23 protein-coding genes and 1 pseudogene are annotated in these 24,390 nt (G+C 33.4%); 15 read left to right on the plus strand and 9 right to left on the minus strand.

Translation table 11 applies throughout. The annotated features are described in order from the left end of the window. The first annotated feature begins 249 nt into the window (after positions 1-249). Complete coding sequence (locus tag ITJ86_RS05805; protein WP_195870675.1) at positions 250-2,232, plus strand: T9SS type A sorting domain-containing protein; 1,983 nt, start codon at positions 250-252, stop codon at positions 2,230-2,232. A gap of 152 nt (positions 2,233-2,384) precedes the next feature. On the opposite strand, the gene ITJ86_RS05810 is transcribed toward ITJ86_RS05805, so the two are convergent. Further along, positions 2,385-4,532: a S46 family peptidase gene (locus ITJ86_RS05810; protein WP_195870676.1), complete on the minus strand. Its 2,148-nt coding sequence runs from the start codon at positions 4,530-4,532 to the stop codon at positions 2,385-2,387. Positions 4,533-4,840: 308 nt separating this feature from the next. Between ITJ86_RS05810 and ITJ86_RS05815 the strand changes: the two genes are divergently transcribed. From ITJ86_RS05815 to ITJ86_RS05855, 10 genes and pseudogenes are all read left to right on the plus strand, one after another. Further along, positions 4,841-5,389 carry a hypothetical protein gene (locus ITJ86_RS05815; protein WP_195870677.1) on the plus strand — a complete coding sequence of 183 codons (549 nt, stop codon included), beginning with the start codon at positions 4,841-4,843 and terminating at the stop codon, positions 5,387-5,389. 279 nt (positions 5,390-5,668) lie between these two features. Further along, positions 5,669-5,995, plus strand: a complete 327-nt coding sequence (locus tag ITJ86_RS05820) for an ArsR/SmtB family transcription factor (protein ID WP_195870678.1) — start codon at positions 5,669-5,671, stop codon at positions 5,993-5,995. After that, positions 5,985-6,491 carry an SRPBCC family protein gene (locus tag ITJ86_RS05825; protein WP_195870679.1) on the plus strand — a complete coding sequence of 169 codons (507 nt, stop codon included), beginning with the start codon at positions 5,985-5,987 and terminating at the stop codon, positions 6,489-6,491. Before ITJ86_RS05820 ends, ITJ86_RS05825 begins: the two co-directional genes overlap by 11 nt. A 176-nt stretch (positions 6,492-6,667) precedes the next feature. Beyond that, a complete protein-coding gene (locus ITJ86_RS05830; RefSeq protein ID WP_195870680.1) occupies positions 6,668-7,231 on the plus strand; it encodes a TetR/AcrR family transcriptional regulator in 564 nt (187 codons plus the stop codon). A gap of 55 nt (positions 7,232-7,286) precedes the next feature. Then, entirely contained in the window at positions 7,287-7,718 is a 432-nt protein-coding gene (locus ITJ86_RS05835; protein WP_195870681.1) for a hypothetical protein, read from the plus strand. 11 nt (positions 7,719-7,729) lie between these two features. Beyond that, a complete protein-coding gene (locus ITJ86_RS05840) occupies positions 7,730-8,287 on the plus strand; it encodes a carboxymuconolactone decarboxylase family protein (protein ID WP_195870682.1) in 558 nt (185 codons plus the stop codon). Positions 8,288-8,732: 445 nt separating this feature from the next. Continuing rightward, the gene (locus ITJ86_RS17605; protein ID WP_394370113.1) at positions 8,733-8,870 is read left to right on the plus strand and encodes a hypothetical protein; all 138 of its coding nucleotides are present in this window, start codon (positions 8,733-8,735) and stop codon (positions 8,868-8,870) included. A gap of 21 nt (positions 8,871-8,891) precedes the next feature. Beyond that, a pseudogene (locus tag ITJ86_RS05845) lies at positions 8,892-9,296 on the plus strand (helix-turn-helix domain-containing protein); the annotation flags it as partial. Positions 9,297-9,386: 90 nt separating this feature from the next. Beyond that, positions 9,387-11,606: a heavy metal translocating P-type ATPase gene (locus ITJ86_RS05850; protein WP_195870683.1), complete on the plus strand. Its 2,220-nt coding sequence runs from the start codon at positions 9,387-9,389 to the stop codon at positions 11,604-11,606. A 41-nt stretch (positions 11,607-11,647) separates the two neighbouring features. Next, positions 11,648-11,869 (plus strand): heavy-metal-associated domain-containing protein, encoded by a 222-nt coding sequence (locus ITJ86_RS05855; protein ID WP_195870684.1) that lies wholly within the window; start codon positions 11,648-11,650, stop codon positions 11,867-11,869. A 120-nt stretch (positions 11,870-11,989) separates the two neighbouring features. On the opposite strand, the gene ITJ86_RS05860 is transcribed toward ITJ86_RS05855, so the two are convergent. After that, positions 11,990-12,751 (minus strand): helix-turn-helix domain-containing protein, encoded by a 762-nt coding sequence (locus ITJ86_RS05860; protein WP_195870685.1) that lies wholly within the window; start codon positions 12,749-12,751, stop codon positions 11,990-11,992. Between the two features lie 43 nt (positions 12,752-12,794). Further along, complete coding sequence (locus ITJ86_RS05865; RefSeq protein ID WP_195870686.1) at positions 12,795-13,937, minus strand: MFS transporter; 1,143 nt, start codon at positions 13,935-13,937, stop codon at positions 12,795-12,797. 235 nt (positions 13,938-14,172) lie between these two features. Between ITJ86_RS05865 and ITJ86_RS05870 the strand changes: the two genes are divergently transcribed. Further along, positions 14,173-14,685, plus strand: a complete 513-nt coding sequence (locus ITJ86_RS05870; RefSeq protein ID WP_195870687.1) for a hypothetical protein — start codon at positions 14,173-14,175, stop codon at positions 14,683-14,685. 90 nt (positions 14,686-14,775) lie between these two features. Continuing rightward, positions 14,776-15,318, plus strand: coding sequence for a DUF4377 domain-containing protein (locus ITJ86_RS05875; protein ID WP_195870688.1), 543 nt, complete (start codon positions 14,776-14,778; stop codon positions 15,316-15,318). Between the two features lie 227 nt (positions 15,319-15,545). Here the strand turns inward: ITJ86_RS05875 and ITJ86_RS05880 are convergent, their stop codons facing one another. From ITJ86_RS05880 to ITJ86_RS05895, 4 genes are all read right to left on the minus strand, one after another. Further along, positions 15,546-17,768: a TonB-dependent receptor gene (locus tag ITJ86_RS05880; protein WP_195870689.1), complete on the minus strand. Its 2,223-nt coding sequence runs from the start codon at positions 17,766-17,768 to the stop codon at positions 15,546-15,548. A 74-nt stretch (positions 17,769-17,842) separates the two neighbouring features. Further along, positions 17,843-19,117, minus strand: a complete 1,275-nt coding sequence (locus ITJ86_RS05885) for a tetratricopeptide repeat protein (protein ID WP_195870690.1) — start codon at positions 19,115-19,117, stop codon at positions 17,843-17,845. Positions 19,118-19,219: 102 nt separating this feature from the next. Continuing rightward, on the minus strand, positions 19,220-19,795 hold the full coding sequence (locus ITJ86_RS05890) for a DUF4331 family protein (protein ID WP_195870691.1): 576 nt from the start codon (positions 19,793-19,795) through the stop codon (positions 19,220-19,222). A 109-nt stretch (positions 19,796-19,904) separates the two neighbouring features. After that, positions 19,905-20,558 carry a DUF4331 family protein gene (locus ITJ86_RS05895; RefSeq protein WP_195870692.1) on the minus strand — a complete coding sequence of 218 codons (654 nt, stop codon included), beginning with the start codon at positions 20,556-20,558 and terminating at the stop codon, positions 19,905-19,907. Positions 20,559-20,701: 143 nt separating this feature from the next. Here ITJ86_RS05895 and ITJ86_RS05900 point away from each other — a divergent pair, with 143 nt between their 5' ends. Both ITJ86_RS05900 and ITJ86_RS05905 read left to right on the plus strand, forming a co-directional pair. Continuing rightward, a complete protein-coding gene (locus ITJ86_RS05900; RefSeq protein ID WP_195870693.1) occupies positions 20,702-21,880 on the plus strand; it encodes an LETM1-related biofilm-associated protein in 1,179 nt (392 codons plus the stop codon). A 118-nt stretch (positions 21,881-21,998) separates the two neighbouring features. Further along, entirely contained in the window at positions 21,999-22,559 is a 561-nt protein-coding gene (locus ITJ86_RS05905) for a hypothetical protein (RefSeq protein WP_195870694.1), read from the plus strand. A gap of 44 nt (positions 22,560-22,603) precedes the next feature. On the opposite strand, the gene ITJ86_RS05910 is transcribed toward ITJ86_RS05905, so the two are convergent. Both ITJ86_RS05910 and ITJ86_RS05915 read right to left on the minus strand, forming a co-directional pair. Beyond that, positions 22,604-23,551 (minus strand): Fic family protein, encoded by a 948-nt coding sequence (locus ITJ86_RS05910; protein WP_195870695.1) that lies wholly within the window; start codon positions 23,549-23,551, stop codon positions 22,604-22,606. A 53-nt stretch (positions 23,552-23,604) separates the two neighbouring features. Continuing rightward, positions 23,605-24,360 (minus strand): LytR/AlgR family response regulator transcription factor, encoded by a 756-nt coding sequence (locus ITJ86_RS05915; protein WP_195870696.1) that lies wholly within the window; start codon positions 24,358-24,360, stop codon positions 23,605-23,607. Positions 24,361-24,390: the final 30 nt, after the last annotated feature.

Genomic DNA, 24,390 nt, shown 5'->3' on the forward strand with positions numbered 1-24,390 from the left:
CAAAAGGAATTATAAACTAAACACATACGATGCACATCAAAGTACTACAAAAAAAATAGCATCGCCTTATAAAAATAATACCTAAACGTCAACCACTTACAAAACCACACACGAATTTTACATTTTTAGTTCATAACGCACAGGGTCTATTTAAGTTCAATTTATTAAATTAGGCGCTGAAACAAGCTGCGCCGAGCACCAAGCACAGGCGAAGCCAACCAACTCTATCAATCATAAACTTATTACAAAATGAAATTCTTTATATGTATTACACTGTTACTTTTACCCTTATTTGCTTTATCTCAAATAACCCTTAATCAAACAGATGATTTTGAAGATTACACCACTAAAAACTGGACTAAAGGAAACAATTCAACAATACCAAACCAAAACATTTTAACCGACGGACCTAACGGAACTGATGATAAATTTTTAAGAGTACAATCTAATGGCGGAAACGGATCAGATTCTAAATTAGTTACCTTCAATAATGCGCAATGGCAAGGAGATTATAATGCTGCTGGCGTGACTTATATTTCTATGGATGTTAGAAATTCGGGTTCAGAAACCCTTTTTTTACGATTAGCTTTTGAAGGCTTTTCAACCAGTAGAAGATTTAGTTCTACCAATCCTATAGCGGTTATCCCAGGACAAGGCTGGCAAACTATTGTATTTCCTATTGACGAAAATTCATTAACCAATATCACAACCTCTGGTCTTGGGTACAATAGTACGTTTAACGATGTTAGAGAATTTCGAATACTTCATAACGATGCACCAAGTTGGGAGGGAGATCCTATTGAAGCTATATTGGACATCGACAATATTACAGCGAGAAATGACGATATGGGCTTAGCTGATACAGGTGAACCCAAAATAGCTTTAAGTCTTATTGATGATTTTGAAGGTGTAACCACTGAAAACTGGACCAAAGGAAACAACTCCACCGTACCAAACCAAAACATTTTAACCGATGGACCTAACGGAAGTGATGATAACTTCTTAAGGGTACAGTCTAATGGTGGTAGCGGTTCAGACTCTAAATTAGTTACCTTCAATAATGCGCAATGGCAAGGAGATTATAATGCTGCTGGCGTGACTTATATTGCTATGGATGTGAGAAATTCAGGTTCTGAAACCCTTTATTTACGATTAGCATTCGAAGGCTTTTCAACCAGTAGAAGATATAGTTCTACCAATCCTATAGCGGTTATTCCAGGACAAGGCTGGCAAACAATTGTATTTCCTATTGACGAAAATTCATTAACCAACATCACAACCTCTGGTCTTGGGTACAATAGTACGTTTGACGATGTTAGAGAATTTCGAGTGCTTCATAACGATGCACCAAGTTGGGAGGGAGATCCTATTGAAGCCATATTGGACATTGACAATATTACAGCGAGAAATGACGATATGGGCTTAGCTGATACAGGCGAACCCAAAATAGCTTTAAGTCTTATTGATGATTTTGAAGGTGTAACCACTGAAAACTGGACCAAAGGAAGCAACTCCACCGTACCAAACCAAAACATTTTAACCGACGGACCTAACGGAACTGATGACAACTTCTTAAGAGTACAATCTAATGGTGGTAGTGGTTCAGATTCTAAATTAGTTACCTTCAATAATGCGCAATGGCAAGGAGATTATAATGCTGCTGGCGTAACTTATATTTCTATGGATGTGAGGAATTCGGGTTCATCAATTATTCTTTTAAGATTGACTTTTGAAGGCTTTTCAACCAGTAGAAGGTTTAGTTCTACCAATCCTATAGCGGTCATCCCAGGACAAGGCTGGCAAACTATTGTATTTCCTATTGACGAAAATTCATTAACGAACATCACAACCTCTGGCCTTGGGTACAATAGTACGTTTGACGATGTTAGAGAATTTCGAATACTTCATAACGACACACCAAACTGGGAAGGAGATCCTATTGATGCCGTATTAGACATTGATAATATTCAAGCGAGAAATGAAACGCTTAGTGTAGTCCACATTGAAACACCGACTCAAAACATTAACGTGTACCCTAACCCATCTGCAGATTTTATTCAAGTCAATGGTAATTTAGAGGCATTTGAATATTCAATTTATGACATTTCAGGAAAATTAGTATTGAGAGGAAAATCTAACAATCAAACTCCTCTTGACATTAGCAATTTAACGAAAGGCACCTATTTCCTAACTATAGGAGCTTACGATACGGTTAAGTTTCTTAAGGAATAGGCATCTTCTTTCATCGTTTAAGCACAAGTTGAAAGCACGAAATGAAAATCGATAAAACCTCTTAAGCACCACAACACCGTTTATTATAGTGCAAAAAAAAAGCGACCTGAATTTCAGGTCGCTTTTTTTAGTAGCACTAGTTTTAAGAATAACTACTTGGTAACAATTGTTAACTCATCAACAATATGCTTTGCATTAGAGTACTTATCAATTAACCACAATACATATCTAATATCTACATTGATAGTACGTTGTAAATCTTTATCGAAAATAACATCACCAGCCATGGCTTCAATGTTACCATCAAACGCTAAACCAATCAATTCTCCATTGCCGTTAACCACTGGAGATCCCGAATTTCCACCTGTAATATCATTGTCGGTTAAGAAGTTTACAGATAATTCGCCACGTTCATTCGCATAACGACCATAATCTTTCTTTTCAAAACTATCTAACATGCTTTGGTCTAAATCAAACTCACTATCATTAGGTTTGTACTTATTAATCATACCTTGAAAAGTGGTATAATTATTCACTTTAGCATCGTTGCGTTTATCGGCTGGTAAAGCTCTCACTTTTCCATAAGATAATCGTAAGGTAGAATTCGCATCAGGATATTGAATATCACTCAATCCAGATTCACGTAAGCCTTTTACTAATAATCTAAAAGACGCCTCAAAATCATTTGTTGGCTGCTCTAAAGATTCAGGTTGTTCTCTATACTTATCCAATAATTGATTCGATAATTTAAACATAGGATCATTCTCAAGAATCGCTTCATCAGGATATTGTAAAAACGCTAAAGCACCTTCTTTTGAAGAAAATAAACTCAAATCAAAAATAGCATTGGTATAGGCTGTAAAGTCATTGTCATTTTTTTCTCCTACCTCTGCAACTAGTTCTGGTAAGGAATAGTTAGATTTTGAAGCCAACAAGCCTAATTGTTTTGCTAGAATTTCTTTCTCTAAAGGTAAGTGATAATCTTCATAGTTACTTTCTATATAAGCCTCTAATCGTGGTAAAAGGTTTTTACGTTCAGCTTCACTAGCACCAACATATTGTTTTAATGCCGATCCTACTCTATACGGTAAAACAGCAAATTTACTAGAACGTAAAATACCTAATAAATAGTTGGTTTGTCTCGCTTTTTCATTCGTTAAGCTATAATAATTATTGATGTTTTTAATCACATCACCGTACATCGCTTTGTTAGCTTTTTTATTCGCCCACTTATCAAATTTAGCTTCAGTTTTACTCTTCTTCTCTACGGTTTTATGCTCCGTTAAAGCGTCAATCATTCCACCTCTATTCTTCCAATAGTTAGCAATACCTGCATAACCAGATGCATACATAAGGTTAACAGACTCGTCTGCATCCATGTATTTTTTCATCACATCCATACTTAATTTTGAACCTTCAACCCAAGCAGGATACGCAAATTTTATGTTTTGCTCAACACCTTGTGCTGGCATCCATCGGTTAGTACGACCAGGATATCCTAAGATCATAGCAAAGTCGTCTTCCTCTACTCCATCAATATTAACGGGTAAATGATATTTTGCATTTAAAGGCACATTATCTGTAGAATATTCGGCTGGTTGCCCTTCAGCATCCGCATACACTCTGAATAATGAAAAATCACCAGTATGTCTTGGCCATTCCCAGTTATCAGTGTCACCACCAAATTTACCTACGTTTTCTGGAGGTGTTCCTACCAAACGCACATCTTTATAGTCTTCGTAAACAAAGTAGTAAAACTCATTACCTTGGTAAAACGAACGTACAGAAACGGTGTATTTACCACCTTCGCTATTTTCTTGTTCTATTTTAGCAATCTCTTTGTTCAATGCTGCTTCACGTTCTTTTTCGCTCATGCTGTCATTAACTTGCGCCAACATACGTTTAGACACATCGTCCATACGCACAAAAAAGCGAACGTATAAGCTTTCTGGCTTTAATTCTTCTGCTTTAGAACCTGCCCAAAATCCATTTTTTAAATGGTTTTGTTCTGCAGTAGATAATTCTGCAATAGCACTATAACCACAATGGTGATTTGTTAGAACTAAACCACTATCTGAAACGATACTAGCGGTACAGCCTCCATTGAATTGCACAATAGCATCTTTTAAACTTTGATTGTTAATACTATAGATTTCTTCAGGAGTTAATTGTAAACCCATTTTTTGCATATCGCGATGATTTAAACGCTCTATATGCATTAGAAACCACATACCTTCATTAGCCATAACAGACGAAAATGAAATAATAAAGGCAATAATTGTAAGGGATAATTTCTTCATATTTTTAGTTGTTTTTATATGGAGATAAAAGTACTGAAAATTTAAGGTGAAATAAAACGAGTAATATGTTAAAACCGTGTTATTTTTAAGGTTTTGAGAACCCCTTAAATCATAAATTGATTCATACTATATTAATTTCTGAAACGTATTTATTTTATACCAAATAAAATACGTGACTTTACGTATATAGGACCAATTTATTTTAGGTAATTTTAAAGCCTAACAAAACATAAAAATTATTGATATCTGGAAAATAGGATGAGATATTATGATGTGCTTTGATTTATATAACACGTTGTATACCATTTATGAAAACAATATTTAGAACATTTATTTTAATATTTTTATTCTTTAATCAAATAGGATTTTCACAAGAAAACAAAAAATGGATTAAGGCAACTATATTCACTAAAACTGACACCATTCAAGGATTTGTTAAAACAAATAGCATTTCTTTTGATAGTGTTAAGTTCAAGAAGAATCTGGATGATCCCACTGAACATCTTACACCTGAATTAATTGAAGGATATCAAACCGCAGATTATCTATACCAAAAAAAATTCATTAAAAAAATTGGAAGTTTTGGTTATTATAAATTTGGTAAATTAATAGATAAAGGCAAGTTTAATTTATACGAAACTACAGAACAATACTCAAGTTCACAAAACTCTATTCTGATATTAGAATTTAACAATCAGATTATTACTTTCAAGTTTTATACTTTTCAAAAACTTAAAAACAAGAAAAAAATTGCCAAAGAATTGGATGGTTATCATCTATTGCAAAATATAGTTTTAAAAAGGAAATTTGACTATAATAGCTTTATAGAAGAAATTAAAAAACTGAATTCTAAATAAAAAAACGGTATACAACACGGTGTCTAATTAATTGCTTTGGTAAGTGCTTATCTGTAAAATTCCTTCAGAATTTTATCGGGTTCGTATTTGTTTACTAAATTAGTTGCTTAACCACGAGACTAACTATACACAGCAACGTTAGCAACAATTTAAGAACAACCAACAAACTTCTATTCTGAATTTCAACATTTTAGAAAATAAATAAAGAAAAATATTGCGAAACCGAATAGTTGCATGTAAATTAGCAACCGAATGATTGCGTAATTTGAATTCAATTTTATGAAAAGAGACATTTTTCAAGCCATTTCAGACCCAACAAGACGAGCAATTTTATTGCTAATAGCTACACAGGCATTAACACCAAACGCTTTAGCAGAGGAATTTGACGTTTCAAGACAAGCAGTTTCAAAGCACATTAAAATATTAAACGAATGTGAATTGTTGGAACAGCAGAAAGTAGGGCGAGAAATTTTCTATCAATTAAAAATCGACAAAATGAAAGAAATTGACAATTGGCTGGAACAGTTCCGAAAAATATGGGAAGACCGTTATAATCAACTTGACAACTTATTATTAACAATGAAAAATAAAAAAAATGGAAAATAAGACTAAAACAGAATTTATCGTAGACAGAGAAAGCAACACGTTAACAATTAAAAGAGATTTTGCAGCAAAACGCGAACTTGTTTGGGATTGCTACACGAAGAGTGAATTTTTGGAAAAATGGTTTGCACCAAAACCTTTAACTGCCAAAACAAAAAAAATGGACTTTAAAGCTGGTGGACATTGGCTGTACGCAATGATAGAACCAAATGGAACGGAACATTGGGGAAGGACGGATTTTACCGAAATTAAACCAATCGACTATTACAAATCTTTAGATGGATTCTGTGATGAGAACGGAAACTTAAATCCAGACATGCCAAGGGCAAAATGGCTCGTGACTTTTACCGATTTGAACGAAAAATCAAATGTTGAAACTGTAGTATCTTATAATTCACTTAAAGAATTAGAAACCGTAATCGAAATGAGAATGAAAGACGGATTAAGTTCAACTTTAGAAAGATTAGATGAATTATTAGAGTCTTTAGCCAAACAATAAAAAGGTATAACGCACAAAAACTATTGCTAACAAAGTATATAAAACCGTTCCCAATTATCAAAAACCGCAACTTTCCTAATCAATCCCAACCCAATTGACAGAAAATCAAAAATAAAAGTTAAACTTTTTTTTAATTCTAACCGATTGTTTAGTTTTGTCCTGTTATAAAATATAAAATGCCAAGAATAAAGAAATATAATGAATCTGAAGTAATCGAAAAAGCTATGAACTTATTCTGGCGAAATGGTTACGAAAACACGTCTATGCAAACGCTTGAGAAAGAAATGGGAATTAATAAATTTTCTATCTATTCAAGTTTTGGTAACAAACACGGTTTATTTCTTGAAAGCTTAAAGAGTTATCGTAAAAAAATGAGCTTCATTTTCGAAGAGTTTGAACAAGCTAATAATGGTATTGAAGATATTAAGAGTTTCTTTTATAATTCAGTGAACGTCTGTACACAAAAAGGCTTTGAAAAAGGCTGTTTGTACACCAATACCTATCATGAGTTTGCAGACAAGCAAGATAAAATAGTTCGTCTAAAAATAAATGCATTTATGTCCAATTTAAAAGAACTATTTACCGAAAAGTTGAGAATAAATTCAGGCAAAGATGAAGAAACCATAGCCAAACAGGCTAATTATTTAGTATTAGCAAAACACGGCTTAGCAGTAGCTGCAAGGGTAAATACCCAAGAAGAGATAGAAGATTATATTGAAATGACCTTCAAAAATTTATAAACATTTTTTTTAATCTATAACTAAACGATAGTTTAGTTATAGACAACAAATTATTATGAAGAAATTATTATTTATAACCAACATCTTAATGGCAGTTATCTTATCGAGATTTGCTATTTCAAAATTAGCAGGATGGGAGATTTCAGTACAAGCATTTATAGAAATGGCAAAGCCTTTAGGTATTGACCCTACATTTTTTAGAATAGCAACAGGAATACTAATTACGATTGTAGTGATAGGATATTTTTTAACCGCAATGTTTAGTTTACTAAATAAAGTAATTAGAAATAACGCTACAGTTCCTTTTACAAAATGGGCAACTTACACCAATATTCTTGGTTTTCTTACAATGATGGGTGCACTTATAGCCGAGTTTTCATTAAGAGTACAACCAAAATCGTTACTAGTATATATTGCTATTGGCATTGTACTAGTATCAATAGCAAACATTTTAATTATAAAAAAAGCAATAAAAACAGAATCTTAAAATTTAAAAACATGACAACATTAAAAATTCACAACATCGAAACAGCACCAGAAGGTAGCAAAGCGTTATTAGAACAATCTCTAAAGCAAAATGGAATGATTCCAGGTTTACACGGAGTATTAGCCGGAGCACCAGGAATATTAGAGGCATATCAAACCTTGCACAAACTGTTTACACAATCTTCATTTAACAACGAAGAATTAACTGTGGTTTGGCAAACCATAAATGTAGAGCACGAATGTCATTATTGTGTACCTGCACATACAGGTATTGCTCATATGATGAAAGTAGATTCATCTTTAAGCGATGCCTTGCGAAACAAAACTGCTATGCCAACCGAAAAATTACAAGTCTTACACGATTTTACTTTAAAGATTGCGCGTAACCGTGGACACGTAACACAAGACGATTTGGATACGTTTTACAAAGCAGGTTATGAAGAAAGACAAGTTTTAGAAATCATATTAGGTTTATCTCAAAAAGTGATTAGTAACTATACCAATCATATTGCAAATACACCTGTAGATGCACCATTTCAAAAATTCGCTTGGAAACCAGAAACTAAATAATCACCTCATAACTAGAACATTAAAGTTAATAGTTTGAAAGTGTCTTTTTTAACAATTTAGTAATAAGGATGTTGAAAAATTCAAGCCCTTTAAAGCAACTTATGAATGGGGAGCAAGAATAATGGGAATACAACCAAATGAAGCAATGTTAATTGCAGCACATGGTTGGGATGCTGGAGCGTCGCACTAGCAGTCGACAAGAACAGCAAATATTCCCATTATTAGCACCCAAAAACCGAAATTGTAGAAACAGATTTACAGAAAATAGCAGACATATTGATTAAGTATTAATAGTTGATTGAAAAACAACTAGATACAACAACATGTATAAAAAATAGCAGTTAAGAACAAAATTCAAAGTTTGGTTCATTTCTGCTATCTTTGTTTTTAAACTACTACGTTTCACACACACATTCTCTGCAAACAATAAACATCCGTAAAAATTATGACCACACTCTTTATAAAAAATATGGTTTGCAACCGTTGTATTATGGCGGTAAGAAATGAATTAGATAATTCAGGAATTGAACCTGTTGATGTACAATTGGGAGAAGTAATACTTGAAAAAGAACTCACAACATAAGAAAAAGAAAAATTCAGTAAAGCCTTGATGGCATTAGGGTTTGAATTGATTGATGACAAAAAAAGTCGCCTAATTGAGCAGATTAAAACTATTATCATCGACTTAGTGCATCATCAGGATAATGAAAATAAAACCAAGCTTTCAGAAATGTTAAGCAGTAAACTCTTGCACGATTACAACTACCTATCCAACCTATTTTCTGAAGTAGAAGGTACTACTATTGAAAAATATTTTATTGCTCAAAAGATAGAAAAAGTAAAGGAGCTATTAGTGTATGATGAATTGTCTTTGAGCGAAATCGCATTCCGTCTCAATTATTCAAGTGTTGCTTATTTGAGTAATCAGTTTAAGAAAATAACAGGACTTTCTCCCAGTCATTTTAAAAACATACGCAAAGATAGAAGAAAGCCTTTGGATGAAGTTTAAGTAAATCTTACAAATCATTTGCAAAATTCCACAATAGAAAACCAATCCATTATTGCCAACTTTGTATTGTAATTTGAAACAGTCGATATTATGGAAACAACAAATAAAAATACAGTTACGCAGACTTACCCTGTCTTAGGAATGACCTGTGCTTCTTGTGCGAGTAGTGCAGGAAGTATCGTAACACAGCAGGAAGGCGTGGTAAATGCATCTGTCAATTATGCGACGGGTAATCTCAAGGTTGAATATCTCTCCAACGTAACCAATTCAGAAAAACTACGAAGAGCAGTTCAAGGTGCAGGATATGATTTATTAATTGAAGAGGAATCCAAACAGCAAGAATCCCTTGAAAGTATACACAAAAAGAAATTTAAAGCACTCAAAAACAAAACCATTTGGGCGGTCATTCTTTCTTTACCGGTTGTTATAATAGGAATGTTCTTTATGGAAATGCCTTACGCGAATGAAATTATGTGGCTGTTTTCAACACCTGTTGTATTGTGGTTGGGTAGCGATTTTTTCGTAAATGCGTGGAAACAAGCCAAACACGGCAAAGCCAATATGGATACCTTAGTAGCATTAAGTACAGGTATTGCCTATGTGTTTAGTGTGTTTAACATGTTGCTGGCAGATTTTTGGCATCAAAGAGGCTTAGACGCTCACGTTTATTTTGAAGCCGCAGCCGTCATTATCGCCTTTATATTGTTGGGAAAATTATTGGAAGAAAAAGCCAAAGGCAATACCTCGTCTGCCATTAATAAACTCATGGGTTTACAACCAAAAACGGTTATTGTTATTCAAGCAGATGGAACAGAAAAACAAACACCCATTGAAGACGTTATTGAAGGAAATGTCATTTTAGTAAAGCCAGGTGAAAAAATTGCAGTTGACGGTATGGTCGTTTCGGGCAATTCTTATGTGGATGAAAGTATGTTGAGTGGAGAGCCGCTTCCCGTATTAAAAAATGAAAACGAAAAAGTATTTGCAGGAACGATAAACCAAAAAGGGAGTTTCCAATTTAAAGCTTTAAAAGTCGGTAAGGAAACAATGCTTTCCCAAATCATAAAAATGGTGCAAGATGCACAAGGCAGTAAAGCCCCTGTTCAGAAATTGGTGGATAAAATAGCAGGCATATTTGTGCCTGTGGTAATGAGCATTGCATTACTTACTTTTATCGTTTGGATGATTTTTGGCGGTGACAATGCCATTGTTCAGGGATTATTGGCAGCCGTTACGGTATTGGTTATTGCTTGTCCATGTGCATTGGGACTGGCTACACCTACGGCAATTATGGTAGGCGTTGGTAAAGGTGCCGAACAAGGCATTTTAATTAAAGATGCTGAAAGTTTGGAGTTAGCCAAAAAGGTAAATGCTATCATTTTAGACAAAACCGGAACCATTACCGAAGGTCGTCCGCAAGTTACAGATATCCAATGGTTGCATAATGATAACAGCACAAAAAACATATTGTTAAGTATTGAAAAGCAATCTGAACACCCATTGGCAGAAGCAGTTGTAAATTATTTGGCAGAAGTCAACCCAACGACACTTTCCAATTTTGACAGTATTACCGGTAAAGGAGCAAAAGCAGACTATTCTAATGAAACCTATTACGTAGGAAACAAAACGTTGTTATTTGAAAATAACATCAGTATTCCCAAAGAATTGCAACAACAAGCTGATAATTGGAGCAAACTATCCAAAACCATAATTTGGTTTTCCGATAGTAAACAAGCGCTTTCGGTAATTGCTATTTCCGATAAAATCAAAGAAACATCTGTACAGGCGATTAAAGAATTGCAGGATATGGACATTGATTTGTATATGCTTACAGGTGACAATGAAGCCACGGCAAAAGCCATTGCCAAGCAAACAGGCATTAAACATTACAAAGCAGAAGTATTGCCACAACACAAAGCCGAATTTGTAAAAGAATTGCAAGAGCAAGGAAAAACAGTCGCTATGGTGGGCGATGGTATCAATGACAGTACAGCTTTGGCAACAGCAGATGTAAGTATTGCTATGGGAAAAGGTTCAGACATTGCAATGGATGTGGCTAAAATGACTATTATTTCTTCCGATTTAACCAAAATACCACAAGCTATCAAACTATCTAAACAAACCGTAGCGACGATTAAACAAAATTTGTTCTGGGCCTTTATTTATAACCTGATTGGGATTCCGATTGCAGCCGGAATTTTATACCCCATTAATGGTTTTTTACTCAATCCGATGATTGCAGGTGCTGCTATGGCAATGAGTAGTGTAAGTGTGGTAAGTAATAGTTTGCGATTAAAATGGAAAAAGTAATAACACAAATGATAAATAAATTTTTCAAAACAAATAAAAACATGGAAAACCAAGAGTTAAAATTCAAAACAAACCTCAATTGTGGAGGTTGTGTTTCAAAAGTTCAGTCTGATTTAGATAACGCAGAGGGTATTTGCAATTGGAATGTGGACACGGACAATACAGACAAAATCCTTACTGTAAAATCAGAGGGTATTAGTGAAGAAGAAGTCGTTGCTATAATAAAAAGTAAAGGCTTCAAAGTTGAGGCGTTAAAGAAGTAAGTCGCTTTTAAATTATTTTAAAAATAAATTTTGCGAATTAAAAAAGCCAGCAGAGACTATTGTGAGTATGCAAAACCGTTCTCAGTTAAAAACGTTACACAACAAATCATAAGTTTTAGATTAATGTTGTTGTCTAAAAGCAGATGGACTAACACCTATGTGTTTTTTAAAAAATCTTGAGAAACTACTAATTGAATCAAACCCTAATATAAAGGCTAATTCTTTAGTTGTTATTTTACTTCTAACAAGTCTTCGTTTGGCTTCTGTTATTTGTCTCTGCTGTATAATTTGCTTTGCTGTTAGATTCAGTTTTTCTTTTAAAATTTGATTTAAGCGCTTTAAACTAATCCCTATTTCATTGGCATAAAAACTAGCTTTTGTATTTTCTAAAAAGTGTTTTTCCATTAATTCTAAAAATTGAAAAACTCTTTTTTGATTTAAATCCTGTTTTAAAAAATTATTATTTTGATATCTAATTAAATGCAACAACAACACTTTCAATAAGGTTTTAAGCATTATATGAGACATTTCATTACTATAAAATTCATTTTTAAGTAATTGAAATACGTTGCTTATCTGTTTTATTTTTGATGCTTCTGTTATTTCAAATTGCGGATATTTATTAAAAAGCGAAAAGACATCTAAGGCATACTCAATATCATCTTCATCTATAAGTTCGCGTTCAAAATTTAATAAAATGCCTTTATTATTTGTAAATCCATCCGTATTAAAAACTTCGTTTAATGGTTTAAAATGAACTTTTAAATTACTTTCTGAATTAAATTCAAAATAAATACCCATAGAATTCGCTGAAAGTAAAGCTGAGTTATTTCGAAAGTTTTCAATGATTTGAAAATTTTTACTAAAATGTTCTTTATTCATCTATTTTTAAGGTCTACCTCAAAAATAAGAAGAATTTATTTAGTTAGTTTTTCTTTGATTCCTTTTGAAACATAATATAAACACCCACTCCAATCATTAGCGTTAAGCCAGCTGACATAGCATATATTACGGTATAATTATTTGATACATATTCAATAAATGTAGAGAGAAATTGACCACCAAAAACACCCATTGAAAATAACCCCAAATTCTTTCCTTGATTCTGAATTGTACTTGCTTCTAGCATCATATGGTTTAATAACGGTATTGTAAACCCAAATCCTATACCAATAAAAATTGCGGTTAACACTAAAAAAAGCACGCTTCCTGATATTGCTAATACTAGATAACCTAGCATAAAAAATAAGAATCCAATAGCAACGGTTTTACCATCACCAAATGCTTTTACCATTTTAGGCATCTGACTAGCTGTTATAATTGCTATGACAGAAATAAAAGCCATTAAATAACCTGTTTCAGATTCCGTAAAACCGAAAGTTTCAGGTAAGTATAATGGTAAGGTTACAAAACCAACAAAAAATGACATCATAGCTAAAAATGATACTATAAAAATGAGTGTTACTTTTGTATTTTTAGGATGGGTTGTTTGCTCAACTTTATTTTCAATAGACTGGTTTTCAGGTTTTGGTAATGATAACGCTACTAAAATTAAACATAGCAAACCAATCAGATAGATGTAAAAAGGAAATTGCCAATTTATTTCACCTAAAAGACCTCCAACAGCCAAAAACACCACACCTCCTAACTCTATAGACATGCCCTGCCAAGCAATCATTTTCATTCGTGCTTCACCTCTAAAAAACTCTGCTATATAAGCTGTAACGGATACTTGTATTGCAACTGTTGCTGCCCCTAATAATATTCTGTCAGCAATCAATATATAATCATTAGTTATAAATGCGCCCGCAAAACCTAAAATAGCGTAAGGTATAAGTCCTAAACTCAATAATTTAAGAGTTCCTAATTTATTAAGTAATCTTCCTATAATAGGCGCAAAAAGCACAACTCCTAAAGAAGGTAATGTAATTAGCCAACTAGGCGAAAACCCTAAATTTTTATGTGCTACAATTCCAGATAATGAAGGAGCAATAACGGTTCCAACCATAATGGTTAAACTACTAACAAATAGTAATGTAAAAATCCCGAAGTTTGATATTTTTTTCATGCTACAAAATTCAAACTAATTTCACCCAATGTGTTTACCGCTTTTCTAATATACTTTGCAAAAATGGAAATTGAGAAAAAGTAATGTCAACAACGAGAATAAGCCACTGCTAGTTATAGCCTACTTACGAATCCCGATAGCTATCGAGTCGCGGAAGTTCTACCTGTGATTTATTTGTTAACTTTAGTGCTGAAACTACACAACGAAATCACACACAAAATCGTTAGCACTTTAGATGAAAAACCTGTTCAATATAGTAATTGCAGTTTTAGGAATTTACATTTCAAATGGGCAGCCAACTGAATTGGGTAACAACTTTCTTAAAAAAAGTGATACTATTTCATTTAAGAGTGTAGGTTTTAATAATTATCGTGAAATTATTTTATTACACAATGCTGATTTTATTAGAATAGAAAATAACATTAGTGATTATGGAGGGAAAAGCACATTTGAAAAACACTATGGTAAATATGAATTGTCAGATTCAATTCTAAGGCTAAAACCAGAGAGAATTGAGTTGAAAACTTATACTGGCAAACCTGAACAGAAAAGCTTTACAGAAGTCATTGATTATAATTTAGATTCGGAAAAAAAAATAACAACAGTTTTTATACTAAAAAACTACAAGAGCTTCCAGTATTTGATACCTGCAGAATATGATATAAAAAAAGTAAGAATTGAAAAATTATCAGATATAATTCGCAAAAGATTGTTTTCAAGAAAAATAGTAAATGAAACAACAGACTAATCCAAAATGTATGGTTGAATAAAGTTAGGTTTTGACGCAACCATTAGATCATGTTTGCATCTATCTTAAAAGCCACCAACCAACACCATTATGAAAAAACACCTTCTACTTTTAATAACCATAGCTTTATTGTGTGCTTGTTCTAACGATGATATCGTGTCTTCTAAAATAACGACCATGCGTGTTAATCATTATCAAAATACTGCGATGGCCTTAGACCCCGTTTTATCATTACTTGTACAATATGATGATAACATAGGAACAGAAGGCTGGAACAACCTTTACACTACCATTGATGGATTTGATTATGTTCCTGGATATATGTATGATATTTCTGTAAGAATTGATCAAATCGGCAATCCTGCTGCTGATGCTGGCTCATACGAATACACACTTCTAGAGGTTATCGCAGTACAAGAGGTGCCAACTGAAACTGAATTTGAGATCATTTTAAAACTAAACGACTACGTTTTTATTACTACCGATTCTGGTTATCAGTTATTAAATCAAATTGATATCGATTGTAATACCTTATGCGATGATCTTAATGTAACTTTAGAAAGCCAAGATATAGTTGTAGGAACGTTTAAACATCTAGACGATGGTGATATTCAATTGCTTGAAATTGAATAAACTTAAAAGTAGATTAACATTTAAGCTACCTTATATTCATATATTATAAAAACAAGAACACCCACTCTTTCGAGCAGGTGTCTTATCTAACAAAAAAACTCAAAAAACATCATGAATACCTCATGACACGATAAATCTAAACCTAACCTTAGATTCATCTTTTTTGCTAGCAACCAATCAACTTAAACTTAATCTGCTTCCCCACAAATTAAGTGGTTGAAAGCTTTTTAAAACCTATAACTAACCGTTCCTTTTAAAAAGAAAGGTGTACCAGGTGTAAAATGTATTTCTTCAACAGACTGTGCTTCATTCTGTAATCGTGATTCTGTTGCGAATTGAGTTTCATTCCAATCCACATCAAACAGGTTTTCTATAGCAATACCAAAAGTGATGTTTTGTAAACTGTAATTCACGTTAAAATCCGTTACCATATAGCCTTCTGCAACAATAGAGTTATCTTCGTTTGCTGCTCTATCATCTAAATATCTAAATCGTAAACCTCCTGAAAACCCGTTAAGATCATCCACCGACAAACCACCAACTAAAGTAAAGTCTGGCGCCAAAGGAATATAGTTTTCACCTTCCGGATCATCAACACTTCTCGCATTAGTAAGTGTTGCATCTGTATCTAAAAACAACCAATCCGTTAACTGATAACGCAAACCTAAATCCAAGCCGTAACGTCTCGTTTTGCCACTTGGCTCTACAATACCTGCATCACCCACGTAAACAAATTCTTGTTCTAGAAATAAATACCATAACGCAGAATTCACCACTAATTTTGGAAAGGGTTTCCAAACCGTTCCTAAATCAGCTCCATAAGAACGTGGCAAAATATCCTCGCCTCCATTAGCAACCACTACTCTAGTATCGTTGGAATGAAATCCTAAACCTGATTTTAAATACAACTGTAAATTATCTTGTGCGTTATAATAGAAATTCAACTTCGGACTTATAATCGTTTTAGTTTCTGATAACGTTTGATAATCGGTTTGTAACGCATCATTATACATAAACTTAAAATAGTCTAAACGTAACGCTGGTGCTACTTTAAATCTTCCAAACTCGAATTCAGCATTCACAAAAGCATCAATATTGGTTTGATTAATATCACCAAGTTGAATGTTTTCAAGCGTAGTACGTCTATTTAATGTTCGAGATAATTCTATATCATCAGCAATATCGTGTCGTAAGCCTAATCCGGTTGTTAATTTCAATTCTGTATCACCTAAAAATGTGGTATGTGAAATAGCGGTATTAGCTCCAAAAATTTGTCGATCTTCCTTCTGAAAGATTTGGTCTCCATTTACAGGATCTTCTAAAAAGAACGTAAAATTAGAATACAACTCAAATGCATAATGTGAATAAAAAGCATTTGAAGTCAACGTGGTACGATCATTAATGTACTTGTCAAAAGTGACGTTAAGATTGGTACGTTCTGTTTGTCCACCTTCTGTATCATCAATAGCTCCAAATCTTGAAATATTTCCATTGTCCACTTCACGCTGTGGAATTTGCCCTGAAGCATCCCAACGGCTTGTAAAATGTGAAGCTGTCAACGTCAGTTTATCATTTTCTGGTGAAAACATCACGTATTTACCAAAGAGGTTTAAGCGGTTAAAATTTTGAGGAGAATCATAAGGACCATCGGTAGCAATATATTCCATAGCAACATAGGCGTTTTGGTTGGTTGTGTTTTCTAGTAAATTGAATAAACCAACGGTTCGCAAACTATTAAACTGACCTGCCGAAAATGAAATCTCACTGTCTTTTAAGTAATCTTTAGTTTTAAAATTAACGTAGCCAGCCGTATTAAAATCTCCTTCTTGCGCATAATAACCACCTTTACCAAAATCAATTTTATTTACCGTTTCTGGAATTACAAAATGCAAATCACTATAGCCTTGACCATGTGCATGAGATACCATGTTCACTGGCATGCCATCGACTGAAAGGGAGATATCAGTACCATGATCGATATCAAATCCACGAAGAAATATCTGTTCAGCCTTTCCACCTCCTGCATGCTGACCAATAAATAAACCAGGTACTTTTCGCAGGACTTCCTGTGATGAATTTACAGGCGTCACATTTAAGTCTAATCTCGAAATTGTGCTTACCGTATTTAACTCTTCGGTAATCATCATTTCATCTAACTGAAACGCTTTTTCTTCAAGAATAATTTGAAAATTATCGGCAGATTCTAAAAGAATAAACCGCGTTTTATAGCCTAATAACCCGATTCTTAATGTATCACCTAATTTGGTATTGGTGATTACAAAGACTCCATTTTCCGAAGTGTGCGCATGAGATTCTGAGTTTTGATTATAAATATAGGCAGCTTCTAAAGGCTGATTTAACTCATTAACAACATGTCCCTTAATGTTTTGTCCATATACGGTAAAGACAAAGCAACTCATTATAAATGTTAATATACTGATCTGTTTCATTGGTTTTCTTTTGAGAATTATTTTACAAATTAAGCGACAACAAACATAAATATTCTGCTGTTATTTTGTAGGAATTATAGCTGTTTTATCTTTTCAACCATAGTCGGTCCTAACTCATAGATACTAGCTAGAAGTTCTACTTTAAGTGGCCGAACTTCCTCCGTTTTACCTGCTGCTTTATAAATTTCAGCGACATGATACAATACAGCTGGCTCAAAGGTTTTACCGTCTACAAATTCTTCAATAATTTGATTCGCTTCTATAATATCACCTAGCTTAAAATAACTCCACGCTAATAAATCATAAGATTGTGGTGTTGGCCTGTTTTCAACTTCTTGCATGGCAATTTCTAAAGCACGTTCTGGTATTAATAAATCATCAGAATACACCATCACATTATAGTTGTTATACATGTCTCCGTACAATTCATTTTTCACAGCCTCTTGATAATTTGTTAATGAAGCTGCTTTCAATTTTAAATCGTCATTAAATTCTGCAATCTCTGCTTTTAGTAAATCGTAATCTGGAGTATTGTGATACGAGGTAATATGATTTAAGATGTTTAAAGCTTCCGTTGGATTCTTCTCATGAGAATACACAATCCAAGCGATGCCTTTTTTAGCATAAGCATTATCAGGATCTAATTCTAAAGCTTTCAAATAATAAGCATAGGACTTATCAATGTCACCTGCATGACCATAAAAGTCTGCGATGTTAGTGTATGACCATAGTTTCATACCTTTTAAGTTAGAGTCTTCAGCAATGGCCATGGCTTTTTCCATGTTTTCAATGGCTCCATCTAAATTGCCTTTATGATCTTCTAATTTTGATAAACGAATGAGATAATCAAAACTAGAGGTATTCTTTAAGTCTTTTAAATAGGCTTCTGCATAGATGTAGTTTCCTAATTCTAAATGTACATCGAATAGCATTTTTTTTGTCCCATTAAGTTTTGCACCATTAGCTTCTGCTTTTTTAAGTAGCACTAAAGCGTCTTTAAAACGGTGTTGTGAAATGTAATTTGCAGCTATATTTTTTAAGAGTCCTGCATCACTATCTTTAACAATGGAGTTGGCTTCAAGAAGATCCTCTTCAGCCTTAATTAAATAGTCAATGTCACCTGTAACATTAAACACGTCTGTACTAGCATTTGCACGACTGATTAAATAGGAATACGTACTAGAACTATTTTCAATTCTATTAGTCCAAAATTCGACATCCTCTAAAAGTTGGGTTTGGTCAATTTGGGTGGTGAGGTATGGGCTATAATCGGCTTCATTTGTAATTTTAGAATCACAGCTAAGCATGATTAAACCGATGAATATGGGAAGTATAATCTTGAGTTTCATAATATGTTTTTTGAGTTTTGTTAGTTGATATAGCTAAGTAGTACTTAATTAATAATCTAAAATGAGATCTTTCGACCTCATTCTAGTTTACTAATCAATCACTTACCAAGGAGACGCTAAGTAAGGAAAAGACGTCAAAAATTCTTTGTCATTAGACGCGACGTTATCACTTACTAACCCAGGGAATTCTGGATTTGACAAACCTTCTTCACCTCCAAAAATTAATATCAATTCTACATCGATAACATCATCGGTTAAATTTCTACCAGTTAAAATATTTGTACCATCAAAAAATGTTGTTGGATCATCTAAAGAAACTGTAAGAACATCAGTTGCTAAGACACCTGTAAATTGTGCTGCTGTAAAACCTAAAGCATTAGCATCATCTGGATTTGCAGGATCGTATGCAGGACTCAACGTTTCTAATTTTGTTTGAAACGCACTTTGGAACATCGCTCCCATATTTGATGGAATCGTCGTGTTAAAAGCATCTTTCATCCCGTCATTTACAAATACGGTATTAATTGCTGGTCGTCCCATTTGGTCTTCCTGAATATAAGTTCCTGTAAAGTTTGGACCTGTTGGACCTGTTACATTATCGTCGTCGTTACTACAGTTCATAGCTGTCATTGATGCTAAAATTGCAACTGCAAATAGTTTTATATTATTGAATTTCATGTTATTTAAATTTTAGTATTAATTACTATCATTTGAATCCTTTTGGTGTTGAATGCAATATGCTTCAACCTAAAACCTCAAGATTTTCAGAATGACTCTTTATTTTTAATTATTGTTTTCTTTTAGATTCTACCCACGTATTAATCGTACCTGATCCACCTATCATAGATTTTGGCACCTCAACTACAACAGATAACACATTAGACCCTGCAAACGTATCATCACCCGGACTTGCAAATCCGGAAGCATCACCAGCAATAATTTCTGTGTATTTGTTAAAATCGAAAAAGAAAGGATCATCTCTTGGTCCTGCAAAAAATTTCATACCTGCAAATTCTTCAACCATTGCAGTTTCCCCATAATTAGTAATATCTACAACACCTGCATTCGTTGTTGTTGAAAGAATTGTACTATTTAAACCCGTTGACGCTGGAGCCGTTGGCCCAAAGAAATACATTTTACCATCTCTTGGTGTGGCTTGGATGACTAAATCCTCTACATTGTCTCCATCGGTATCAATATTAAACTCCAATAATACACGTTCATCAAATGAAGCCGCTGCTGTATTACCAGGAGTTAAAAGTCCTTGTACGTTGGCAACCAATACCAAATTTGATGTGTTTTCACCTATAAAGGCATAAAAGTCTGTGATATCACTTGTACCACCTTGTACAGCCGGAGCATCGATGTGATCTGCTGCAATAGCAACGAATGTTCCAATTCCTAAAATTGCTGTTGCGATTAAAATTTTTGTTTTCTTCATAATTTCTGAGATTTTGTTAGTTTTATTGTCTCTGGTCTACCTACGAAAAAATACAAATAGCGGTTTTGTTAAAATTTTGTTAATGAAATAAATTGAGGTTTTTCAGGATAAAAATTTAACTTTGCCTACTCAAATCGTACCGTATGAATCCATCAGCTAATGGCTGGATAAACAAATTACTTAATCAAGTTTCTGAAACGATGTATTCTGAGACTGAGTATGATGTGTTTTATAATAACCTAAAACATGCTGGTTTCATATATGGAAGTAATATTAAGGTCGTACTAGATATCGTTAAACCCTTTGAACTTAGTGAGGAAGAACGCTGTAAAACCAATTTACTGCTTACCTTTTACTACATCTTTAATAAGGAAGCGACAGAGGAACAATTTACAGACAGTCTTATTAGATATTATAAAGCTATCAGTGACCAAAAGCGTTCATTTTTTGAAGAGTTATTTGGTAACAATAAACCCGATTACTTATTAGAACAAGTGATTCATAAACGAATTCATATTGATGATAATTTTATTTCTAAAAGCTTTAGTTATTTTTTAATTAATGCCCTTCTGTTTGTTGATGTTTTAGGGTATCAAAGGTTTTTAAAAAATGAAAATAAGATTAGAGACTATGTCACCAATCTTGAATCGGCATTAGAAACCATTGTATTCTCGGTAATTGAAAATAAGACCGAAAAATCTGAATATGATGAAAACCTTATTAAGTTGTTTGAAGGCTCTATTCGTCATAAAAATGCTGAAAGCTTTACTTATAATGACGCTATTGCTTTAATTAATCAACCTTTAGAGAAGTTCTATATTATAGATTTAGTCTGTATGGCATCTTGGACAGATAAAGTTATAGACCGAGAGGAACGCGATTTTTTAGAGCAACTAAAAATAGATTTAGATGTCGATCATACAGTTATAGTACGATCTGTAAATGATATTAACCTCTTTTATGACGAGCATAAGCACGACGTTTCGTTTTTAACTTCTAAAAATCTAGCACAGAGTTTTTATAATAATAGTAGTAAAGTGGTTTCAAAACTAATTAAGCGAAACAGTAAACGTTTAATTAAAGAATTATCGGAAAGTAAAGAAGCTTTATACTTATTAACCCAATCGACGCAACGCAGCCTTACTGACGAAGAACAAAAGAAAGTTCAAACACAACTCCTAGATATCTTTAAGTCTATACCGAGTTTAGCAATATTTATGTTACCAGGTGGTATGCTACTTCTACCCTTGTTTATAAAATTTATACCTAAGTTATTGCCATCGGCCTTTGATGATAATCGGATAGAGGATTCTGAGAAATAGAGGTTAGACAAAAAAAAGAAATGCTCGCGAAGACGCAAAGTCGCAAAGAAAAAACAATTTAGAAGTTAGAAAGTTAAGTGTATGGTATTAGCTATTGTTTTTTTTAAGATATGTATCAATGAAATACACTTTATACCTTTTCATTTTCACACTATGTGTAAGTTGTTCAGAAAAACAACCTACAGAATTTGAACTTGTAACTGAATATTTCGTAGGTTTTAAAACGTCTAATTACGAACAAATAAAAAATGTAATATCAGATACACTTACTACAATATCTGGCGATTACACAACGGTGTTCACACCTGAGACGTATTATCAGCAATTTCAATGGGATTCTGTTTTTAGACCTGAATACAAATTGATTTCAACTGAGCAAAACAACAATAAATTTATTGCGACAATTTCCATAAGTTGTTCAAAATTTGAATTTCTGAAGAATAATCCCATGATATGTCGACGTAAATTTCAATTTCAATCTGGAAAAATAACAAATATTGAAGAGCTCGATTGTAGCAATGTGAACTGGAACATTTGGGCAAAAGAAGTAGAAACCCTTGTCAGGTGGATTGAGAATAATCATCCAGAATTAGATGGTTTTGTTCATGATTTAAGCCTGAAAGGTGCTCAAAATTATTTAAAAGCGATTGAATTGTATAAAGAGCGTGTGATAGAATAAAAAAATGAAGACAAAAACGATGTAATGTCTATGTCTTCCTATCATTATTTTCCTTTAGCATTAATATAACTAAGAACCGCTTCTTTCGTTGTGTACCAATTACGACCTTCTTTATGTGCATCAATTTTGCCTTGGCGCGCTAATAAACTTACGTATTCTTGGCTGTAAGGCACCTCTGGTTCTTCAACAATATTAGAAATAGCCTGATAGTCTTTATCAGAACCTGGAATAGCACTCATATATATGTTTAACGACCGTTCACAAGCTTGAGCCATTAGCAACATCAGTTTGCTATAATTACCATTATTAGCTTGGTTTAATGCTGCATAATACTTAGCGCTATCATTGGTTAAAATAATAGCTGGTGGAAAACCATGACGCATTAATAATAAATTCATAGCAAGCCGAATGGTACGGCCATTACCATCAAAAAATGGATGAATCCATACAAACTTATGATGAAACACCGTAGCCAACTCAATAGGATTGAGCCCTTGTGGATTTTCATTGATATAACTTATTAGTGAATCTAAATACTCTGAAACTTTACGAGCATTAGGCGGCACAAAATTAGCACCAGAAATACGCACACCTGAGTTACGCAAACGACCAGCATAATCATCTTCTATAGAACGCAGAACCAAACCATGAAGCTCTAAAATATCTTTAGCATTTAAGACATAATCATCTCTAACTAATGCATAAAACTTATGAATTGCGGTTTCATGATTTTTAGCTTCAAAATGCTCTCGAAGAGATTTCCCTTTAATAGTAACACCCTCTTGTAACACCATTTGAGTTTCACGTAAACTAAGTGTATTACCTTCAATACTATTACTATTATAAGTCCATTCTATAAGAAGGGCTTCCTTAATATTTTGCAATACAATATTGGGCAACGGTCTGGCAGCATTTAAAACCTTAACCTTGTCTAGCAACCTATTAAATGTTGCGTCTAAATCTTTGCGATATATTGTGTTAACGTCCCACATATCACAAAGATACACTTTTTATCGGATAACTACAAAAATGAATCTATCCGATATTATTCTAACCAGTTTTTAAAATCCTTCACGCGTTCTCTAGCCACAATAATATCCTGCTCATTAAAACGGTTTAGTTTTATTTGAAGTCGGGAATTGGTATAGCTCACCATATCTTTTATCGCATTGATATTCACATAGAATTTTCGGCTCACTCTAAAGAACACATCAGGTTCTAATTCGGCTTCCAATTCATCTAAAGTCGCGTCTAAAAGGTAATTACGCCCCTCAGACGTTGCAGCATACGTGCCTTTGTTCTCACTATAGATACATTCTATATCTTCAATATTAATCAACTTTAAATGCTGACCAACTTTTACTGAAAAGCGCTTTTTATATTCGCGCTCAATCGGATTGACTAGTAGGTTTTTTATATCATTAAAATCTAGAGTGACCGACTGTTTTTGAGGAGTTCTTCCTTTGTATTTTTGAACAGCTGTTTTTAAATCCTCATCATCAATGGGTTTTAATAAATAATCAATACTATTGAGTTTAAAGGCTTGTAAGGCATATTCATCGTAAGCGGTTGTAAAAATTACGGCCGATTTAATATCAATAGCATCAAAGATTTCAAAAGACAAACCATCACTTAATTGTATATCTAAAAAAATCAAATCGGGATGCTCGTTATTTTGAAACCATGCAATAGATTCTTCAACAGAATGTAGCATGGTTTCAGCATTCATATCTAAAGCTTTTAACATGCGTTGTAACCGTCTTGCAGATGGTTTTTCGTCTTCTATAATAATTACATTCATTGATTTAATATTTCTAATTTATGATTAACC

The organism is Winogradskyella marina, from assembly GCF_015645385.1.
Lineage (GTDB): Bacteria > Bacteroidota > Bacteroidia > Flavobacteriales > Flavobacteriaceae > Winogradskyella > Winogradskyella marina.